The sequence below is a fragment of the Candidatus Methylomirabilota bacterium genome (assembly GCA_027293415.1).
Classification (GTDB): Bacteria; Methylomirabilota; Methylomirabilia; order Methylomirabilales; family CSP1-5; genus CSP1-5.
The window spans coordinates 1-8,110 of sequence record JAPUFX010000162.1 but is presented as its reverse complement, the minus strand read 5'-3'; the positions used below and the strand labels follow the sequence as shown (position 1 = coordinate 8,110).

Annotated in this window: 8 protein-coding genes and 1 pseudogene; 8 read left to right on the top strand and 1 reads right to left on the bottom strand. The window is 54.6% G+C overall.

Features of this window, described 5'->3' with window-relative positions; translation table 11 throughout:
- Positions 1–53 precede the first annotated feature (53 nt).
- The 6 genes from O6929_11300 to O6929_11275 all read left to right on the top strand — a co-directional run bounded on the left by O6929_11300 (position 54) and on the right by O6929_11275 (position 5,962).
- Complete coding sequence (locus O6929_11300; protein MCZ6480973.1) at positions 54–305, top strand: hypothetical protein; 252 nt, start codon at positions 54–56, stop codon at positions 303–305.
- Between the two features lie 548 nt (positions 306–853).
- On the top strand, positions 854–1,378 hold the full coding sequence (locus tag O6929_11295) for a YCF48-related protein (GenBank protein MCZ6480972.1): 525 nt from the start codon (positions 854–856) through the stop codon (positions 1,376–1,378).
- Positions 1,379–1,890: 512 nt separating this feature from the next.
- Positions 1,891–2,346 (top strand): hypothetical protein, encoded by a 456-nt coding sequence (locus O6929_11290; GenBank protein MCZ6480971.1) that lies wholly within the window; start codon positions 1,891–1,893, stop codon positions 2,344–2,346.
- A complete protein-coding gene (locus O6929_11285; protein ID MCZ6480970.1) occupies positions 2,327–3,508 on the top strand; it encodes a carcinine hydrolase/isopenicillin-N N-acyltransferase family protein in 1,182 nt (393 codons plus the stop codon). The genes O6929_11290 and O6929_11285 overlap by 20 nt, the downstream gene beginning before the upstream one ends.
- 603 nt (positions 3,509–4,111) lie before the next feature.
- On the top strand, positions 4,112–5,191 hold the full coding sequence (locus tag O6929_11280; GenBank protein ID MCZ6480969.1) for a DUF4325 domain-containing protein: 1,080 nt from the start codon (positions 4,112–4,114) through the stop codon (positions 5,189–5,191).
- A gap of 414 nt (positions 5,192–5,605) precedes the next feature.
- The gene (locus O6929_11275) at positions 5,606–5,962 is read left to right on the top strand and encodes a PilZ domain-containing protein (protein MCZ6480968.1); all 357 of its coding nucleotides are present in this window, start codon (positions 5,606–5,608) and stop codon (positions 5,960–5,962) included.
- Positions 5,963–6,112: 150 nt separating this feature from the next.
- On the opposite strand, the gene O6929_11270 is transcribed toward O6929_11275, so the two are convergent.
- On the bottom strand, positions 6,113–7,096 hold the full coding sequence (locus O6929_11270) for a radical SAM protein (protein MCZ6480967.1): 984 nt from the start codon (positions 7,094–7,096) through the stop codon (positions 6,113–6,115).
- Positions 7,097–7,176: 80 nt separating this feature from the next.
- Here O6929_11270 and O6929_11265 point away from each other — a divergent pair.
- Together O6929_11265 and O6929_11260 are read left to right on the top strand one after the other, a co-directional pair.
- Positions 7,177–7,308 (top strand): annotated as a pseudogene (locus O6929_11265) (hypothetical protein).
- Positions 7,309–7,405: 97 nt separating this feature from the next.
- Positions 7,406–7,822 (top strand): VOC family protein, encoded by a 417-nt coding sequence (locus O6929_11260; GenBank protein ID MCZ6480966.1) that lies wholly within the window; start codon positions 7,406–7,408, stop codon positions 7,820–7,822.
- Positions 7,823–8,110 lie beyond the last annotated feature (288 nt).

Below are 8,110 nucleotides of genomic sequence, written 5' to 3'. Positions count from 1 at the left end.
CAAAATGCAAAGTCAAGACCTGACCCTCTCCCGCCTATCTTGGCCATGGAACGATGACAAGGGCGCTGGAAATTGCGCAGGATACGACCGGGAAGCCTTTTAATCAGCTGGCTTTTGATGACCTGGTTAACGTACCCGCGGGAGGGGGCAATGCTGATACGCCTTTGTTCCAGGCCATCGACGCTAAGAGAGCGGCATTTGGAATCGGAAAAACTGACCCTATATCTAAGGTTGAGAAGGAATTCTTGGACCGTCGGAATTATCCAAATAGGGTGCTTGGTATCGCAGAGACCAATACGCAGTAGGTGATTCCATGGGCACTATGATGACCATCGGACTCCGGCTTGGACGAACCATCGTTTTGCTTGTTGTGGCGCTCCCGGTGCTCGCGAGCTTAGCTTTCGACGGTGGGGAAGGACCCCGAGTATATAATCTTGAGGAAGTAATCAGCGACCTGAGGATCCCGACTAAGATGCCCGGCAAACCGGAAAAGGGCTCCGTAACTCAATTCTTTAGCCCGATGATTTTTGTCAATAAGAAGGTTGGGTGGGTTAATTCCAGTGGATTCCTGGGCAAGACGACTGACGGTGGGAAGACATGGATGCCGCTGAAGACAAGAGTCTCTGCGAATCCATTTTTTCTCAATGAAAATCGTGGCTGGGGGTGTCACCACTACACAGAGGACGGCGGCGCTACGTGGACATTCTGGGAACCGTCGCAAGTGCGCTGTTTCACCCACCTCTTTTTTGTGGATTCTGATTTCGGATGGGCCCTCGACTACCCTCCATCGATTTATCACACGACGGATGGCGGCAGGACATGGGTGAGACAGCCATCTGGTAGGACGTCAAGCTTGACGGGACTTTATTTTATCGATCGATCTGAGGGATGGGTGGTTAGCTCGGACGGGGAGATCTTACACACCAGCGATGGCGGGAAGCATTGGGAAGTGCAGCAAGGCAACGTGGGGGTGCATCTCTTCAACATAAGGTTTTGGGATGACAAGATCGGTTATGCTGTTGGCATTACCCCTTACATTCGCGGGCAGGCGCGACAGGGAGTAATCTTCTATACTACAGATGGTGGCCGAAGCTGGCGGAAAGCAGAGGGAAGATTGCCCCCTGCGCACTTTAAATCAGCTCTGGTCGATGTCGTCATCCTTAGTGCTCAAGAATGCTGGGCTGTCGGGCAGCGAGGGGCAGTTCTTCGAACCACGGATGGAGGCAAACACTGGGAAATCATCAGCATCGATAAGCCATCGTCAGCGCCAGATTTTGTCTCAGCCGCCCTGGTCGAGCAAGACAGGCGCGAGGCGATCCTGATCCTTGCGAGCAAGGGTGGACTGTACCGCATCTGGTTAGACGAATCGAGGAAATAGGGATGTACTTCAAAGGATCGCTCAAAGCAACCTCTCGGGTGGCTGCACTACTCCTTATCCTCATTGTTGCTGGCGCGTTGAATCGCCTGCCGGCCTTTGCTTTCTCGGAAAATTCGCCTAGTATTGAAGATCTGTGTACCGTGAGTGTGCTCAACAGGACGGGCACGATTCAGCCTGATAAAGGGGTCAATAAAGGGGTCAAGTCGCTTGTTGTCCATAGGCTCCCAGAAGCCCTTGGCGGATTTTCGAGAGAAAATCAGGGACAGATTTATTTTTTGTCGTTCGTTCTCGGCCGGCCGCGCCTGCGGCGCATCAGCGGCTGGCCGATAATCCCAGCGAGTTCCCCCACGAAGGTGTCTGAGCCTCCCACGCTACCAGTCCAAATCCCGTAAGGTGAGGGCCTTGACAAAGTCTTTGGAAACCGGCGAGAATCGGCGCGTCCATTGGAAGTCTGAGGACCGGGCTATGCCGACTGCCATACTCAAACGTTAGGAGCCCGCGAGGAAAGAGGCGTGGATCTTCAAACAGCGCTTCCGGTTTTGCTGCCAAAGGCCATCGCATGGGCCGAGGGCCGGGCGGCGGAAGTGGTAAGGTCTGGTCGCGCACTTAACGAACACGAGTTGGAGCTTGCGCGGGGAGTGGGTGTGGCGCATCCTGAACGGATTCGGATCATGTTGGTCAATGGTCTTCCTATGCCCGAGGATCCGCTATTGCAGGCTGCAGCGCTACAGACTGGGCTGTTGGGGCCTGGGATGGTCGGCCTGACCCTTGGTTACTCCGTGTTCATCTGTAGGGGCAATGAGACGGTGCTCCTGCTCTCCCACGAGTTTCGCCACGTGTACCAATATGAGCAGGCTGGTTCGATCGCTGCCTTTCTGCCTGGGTATCTCCAGCAAATAGCCGCGTTTGGTTACGCGGACGCGCCTTTGGAACATGATGCCCGTGCTCATGAACGAGCAGGCTCCTAACCGGAACTTCGAGAATATCGCTGACAAGCCGCGCTGTGCTTTCTTGTTCGGGAAATCAACGGGGTCGGAGTCGATTGATTTTTTAAGGGGAGGGGAAATGACACACGCGTCGATGGGCTGTTTTCTGATTGGTGTTACGGGTCCGGGCTTCAGCGCAAATGGCGACGCGCTAATTGGAAGTGTGAGTGATGATCCTTACGACGTCCGGACGTTCTTGCGGGCCGTGAAGCCTGCCGGGTCGCAGGCACACATTGGCACGGAGTTGGTCTCGACCACGGAGCATTCATTGATCGAAAGAGGTTACTTTTCCGATCCGGGCGAAACGACCAGAGGCCTCAACGAGAGCGGGCTCGCCTTCACCTGTGCCTTGATCTTCGAGAAAGAGACTGCGGAAAGAACTCCCAATGCGACGTCTTTCGCGGATCTCTCGCGGAAGATGATGACGAACTGCGAGACGGTCCTTGACGCCATCGACCTGTTCCGATCCGCCGGCGCATGCACGCCGCCGTTTTCGGTATTGCTTGCCGATGCGAAAGGCGACCTCGCCCATCTGGAAGCCGGCGCTTTCGGTGTCAACGTTAACCACCACTACTCCCAACAGAGTCCCGGCGTGGTCTTTGCCGTGAACTGCTATCTCTCGCAGAAACTTGTCCACTACAACGCCCCGAACGCCGTCATCGAGAACACGCAGAACAACAACCTGGCACGCAGAGAACGAGGAGAACAATTGGCGCAGGAGCTCCGGGGCAAATTGGACGTCGCTTCCCTCGCGCGGATCCTCTCGGACCATGCCAATCGAGAGCGTGATCCGATGGACAACCCTCTTCTGGAAGCCTGGGGGTATTCGATCTGCAATCATGGAACACGGCATCAGGAGACCTATCCGCACGAGAACCTGCCCTGGGGGACCGTGAGCGCGGAGATTATGCAACCTTCGGAAAAGTTGTTCTGGTATGCCTACGGCTGGGCCTGCGGCCAACAGCCGGAATACGGTGACCAGATTTATCAGGAGAAGTCGTGGGGCAAGTTCGTTCCGTTTGGCTTCGGCGCGAGTGACAGTGAGAACGAGGAAATCACGGTGCTCGCCACAGCCGACGGTGAGATCACGCCCGCTGGATTACGCAGTCAGGCCGCCCGCGAACCGGCGACCAGAGTTGGCTAGAAGCTGCTTTTGTCGGAAATGTGATACCTTGCGCCGGCTGACCCTGGCCGAGTAGTCGCGGGCCACGGAATCAACGGGGTCACGGAATCAACGGGGTCGGAGTCGATTGATTTCATTCGAAGACATTAGGGATAGATTTATTTTTTGTAGGGTCGGAAAAAGGGGTCGAAAGTTTTTCTTGCCTCCAACTTGGCAGTCCTATCCCTCCGGTCATCTGCCGCGGGAGTCCCTTTCCAGTCCAATAGCCTATACCCCATACATACGTAACTGATTGAAACCATTGCGTCTAAGCTATCCTTGCCTCACCTCGTCGGTTGAAAAATGGCAGAAACAATGTTTACAATACTGCTGGTAAATGTTGACAATGTGGGTTCATCACGTTTACAAAGGAAGAACTCCCGCCAATCCCCGGTACGGGTCAACATCCTGCCCGGATTGACGATCCGGCGACGTATTCATGTATAACTAGCTGAAACAGTTGAGTTATAATCGCTGATATTGACAAACGACCGTAATAATATTTACAATGCTGATGATAAATGTTGACAATATGGGTTCATTATATTCACAAAGGTAGCAAGGCTTGAGCGAGGTACGTTGCTAATGCGAAAGCCCAGCAAACACGGACAAGAGATCAAGGATTTCATTATCGAGAGTATCCCGGACCATCCTCGCGACGTTGTCAACGTTGTCAGCAAACGGTTCGGAATATCCAGACAAGCAGTACACAGGTACATTCAGGAGCTTTTGGCAGGAGGGTACATCACCGCCGAGGGGAAAACTCGGCAGCGTAAGTACTCACTCAAGGTGCTCCGTGACAAGAATTTCACCGTACCTTTGAGAGACCTCGAGGAAGACCAGGTTTGGCGCAACGAAGTCGCGCCGGTCTTGAAGGACTTGCCAAAGAACGTTCTAGATATCTGGCATTATGGATTCACGGAGATGGTTAATAATGCGATCGACCACTCAGCTGGCCATGTTTTGACAGCTTTCATCAAAATGAATCCACTCACCACAAGAGTTTCTGTGCACGACGACGGCATTGGAATTTTTCGGAAAATAAAGGAAGAGTGTCATCTTGAGGATGAACGTCACGCTGTATTGGAACTGGCGAAAGGTAAGCTAACAACCGACCCAGACAAGCACACGGGAGAAGGAATCTTTTTTACATCACGCATGATGGACGATTTTGCGATTCTCTCTGGCGACGTTTATTATTCACATGAATACGGTGAAGAGGAGGACTGGATCCTAGAGCGGGACCGGCCAGACACCGGCACAGCAGTCTTTATGGATCTAGCTAATAACAGTGAACGAACGGATCGAGAGGTGTTTAATCGTTTCGCGTCCGATGAGGAAGACTACGCGTTCACAAAGACCGTTGTCCCTGTTCGGCTAGCTCGACATGGCGCCGAAAAGTTACTGTCTAGATCCCAAGCCAAGCGGCTACTCGCCAGAGTGGACCGATTTAGGACAGTGATTTTGGATTTCAAAGACGTTGATTCGATCGGTCGGGCGTTTTCGGACGAGATCTTCCGCGTATTTGAAGAGAACAATCCAGGTATTCTCCTCATGACTACCAACACGGTCCCTGAAGTGGACAAGATGATCGCGATTGCACGGGGGAATCGTGAAGAAGGGGCAGTTACTACTGTGGCAAATCAGGAAGAGAAAAATGAATAAAGCACGCAGGGAAATTAGAGACAGGTTTATTTTTTGTCGTCCTTTTTCGGCCGGCCGCGCCTGCGGCGGGTCAGCTCCTGACCGATGATCCCCGCAAGTTCCACCACAAAGGTGTCTGAGCCTACCCCGATCCCCCGCTGCACCAGTAGGGCGCGCGCCCGCTGGAACTAACCCCTCTTTCCCTTTGCTCGGTGACCCTTGACACCCCTTGCCCGGTGGGGGATACTTAGGCCCCCTACGGCTCCCCGCAGCCATTCAAAGTATGAAACCGGGGCGATCAATAGCCCCGCAGCCACCGCAGGCACAATCGATGGCGCACCAAACATTCAGACGCCCTCTTCGGCGGAGTACGGCCCGGAGGGCGTTTTTGCTTTTGAGCAATCATAAAAACGGCGAGAGGGCGGAGGGGAGTCAGTGAAGGAGAAGGAAAACAGGCGCGGCAATATCCGCTGCGCGGTAGAGGACCGGACCCCAGGGCGGATTACCGCCATCTACGACGCGTTCCTGATCAATGTCAGCATGAGCGGGGCCCTAATGGAACATTCGGACCTTGTCCGCCTCGGGACCCTCTCGGTCCTGACCTTTTCCATCCAGGGACAGAAGGTAAGTCTGAAGTGCCGGGTCGTTCGATCAGTGGTCCATCGTACGGAGGTTCGGACTGAGGGGGAGCGAGAACTGATCTTTCAGACGGGACTAGAGTTTCTCGACGCCCCGGAGGATTCCCTGCGGCTGATCGCTGAATACGTTGACTCGCTGAGAGGGGAAAGGTAAAGGGAAACCCCGCCGAAGCGCTGCCATTAGGGAACGCCGAATGTGAAGTACCAGGAGTTGTTTCTGAAGCTCCAGCGGGAGGCGAGGGAGGCGAAACGGGGGCTGTGGAAGAGAGAAAAGGGGGGATGAGCGGGCTTCGTGGGGTGCTGGCTAGACCAACATCAACTTCGGAACGAGACGCGGGTGCGGGCGTCGCTCGTCGAGGCGCCTGAGCCCCAGCTTGCGGGCGATCTCTTGCGCCTCCATGAATTCCGTTGAGGTCAGCCGGCGGTTGATCTCGGAGTAGTGTTCGGCACTGACCTTACCCGCTGGATAGTACTGGTCCATAAGGTTCACGTAGGTGTCGGGTCCCAGCTCTGTGGCGATCCACTCGAGGATGGCGCGCGTTTCATCCTGGCATCCGGGCATGACCAGGTGGCGAACGAGGAGTCCGCGCTTCGCCAGCCCGTCACCGTCGAGCACGAGTTGCCCCACCTGGCGGTGCATTGCCGTGATCGCCACACGCGCCGCATCGGGATAGTTGTCGGCCTTCATGTAAATCCGGCTGCGCTCGCGAGACCAGTACTTGAAATCGGGCATGTAGATGTCCACGATACCGTCCATGAACTCCATGCTTTCCAACGAATCATACGCACTGGTGTTGTAGACAATCGGAAGGTGAAGGCCCCAATCCACGGCAACGGCTAGGGCTTCAACGACTTCGGGGACGACGTGCTCGGGGGTCACAAAGTTTATATTGTGGCAGCCTCTCTGTTGCAGCTCTATCATCATTGCAGCGATCTCTTCAGGGGGGGAGCCGGGCGCTGCCGGGCCGGGCTTGATGGCCTGGCTGATGTCGTAGTTCTGGCAAAAGACGCAGCGCAGGTTGCAGTGAGAGAAGAAGATCGTTCCAGAGCCCTTCCAGCCACGCAGGCAGTCCTCTTCGCCGAAGTGAGGAAAGTGGCTGCTCACCGCAGCGTAGCGGCCGGTCTTGCAGGCGGCCCATTTATCCTCAAGCCGATTAACGGCGCAGTCGCGGGGACAGGCCCGGCAATCCGCCAACGTGGCGACGGCCCGCTCTGCTCGCTCCTTGAGCTCTCCGGGCTCGAGGTTCAAGTAGGCCGGTCGAAAAGTCGAGGTACTTATGGTCCCCATTCTACCCTCCGCTAACTCCAAGTATACTACCCCACCAGCAGTCCACCTAGCCTTTTGCCTAGAATCGGACCAACCCCCCGAGTCAGCATGAGAGGCGCAGGAACAACGTCATTGAGGAGTTGCGGGGAACTGGGAATCCGTTTATAGATAATCCCGAGAGCGGGTGGAGGATTTGGAGTTCTGAAGCTCCAGCGGGAGGCGAGGGAGGCTAAGCGGGCGTTGTGGAGGTGACGTACGAGATAGACTGCCAGAAAGCTCACTGCTTTTGCAGCTCATTTAATAGTTATGCATCGCAATAAAGGAGGAAACATGAAGCCAAGAATAAGCATGATTACCTTGGGTGTGAGTAATTTAGAAAAATCAATCAACTTCTACAAAGAAGGTTTAGGCTTTCCCAGAATGGAGTCTCCGCCTGAAATTGCTTTCTTCACGCTCAATGGCAGTTGGTTGGGTTTGTACAATCGCGAATCCCTTGCCGAAGATGCGACGGTTTCACCAGAGGGAAGTGGATTTAACGGTTTCACTCTTTCTCATAACGTGGCATCGGAATCTAACGTAGACCAAATAATTGAGCAAGCAGTATCAGTTGGCGCAACACTTGTTAAGCAACCGCAAAAGGTATTTTGGGGAGGTTACTCCGGCTACTTCAAAGATCCAGATGGCTACCTATGGGAGGTTGCTCACAATCCTCACTTCTGGGTTGGCCCTGAAGATGAAAATGCATAACAAGGCGCTGCAGGGCTGACGGGGGGGCGAAGAGGAGAGTTGAACATGGCCGAGAAACTCGATCCACAACTAGTCGTCACCTTCGAGGGGCTGCTAACCAACGAGGAGGTGCGGGAGGAGAGCTAGGCGGTGCGGCGGGAGATGGGGGGGGAAACGGGGGCGGTGATCAGGACAACACGGGAAAAGGGAGGCATCAAAGTTGAGGTCATCCGGGATGACACCAACCAGGTGATCTGGCGAAAATTTGTCCCATGGAGCCGTATCGACAGGTTGCCAGAAGTCTTTGCG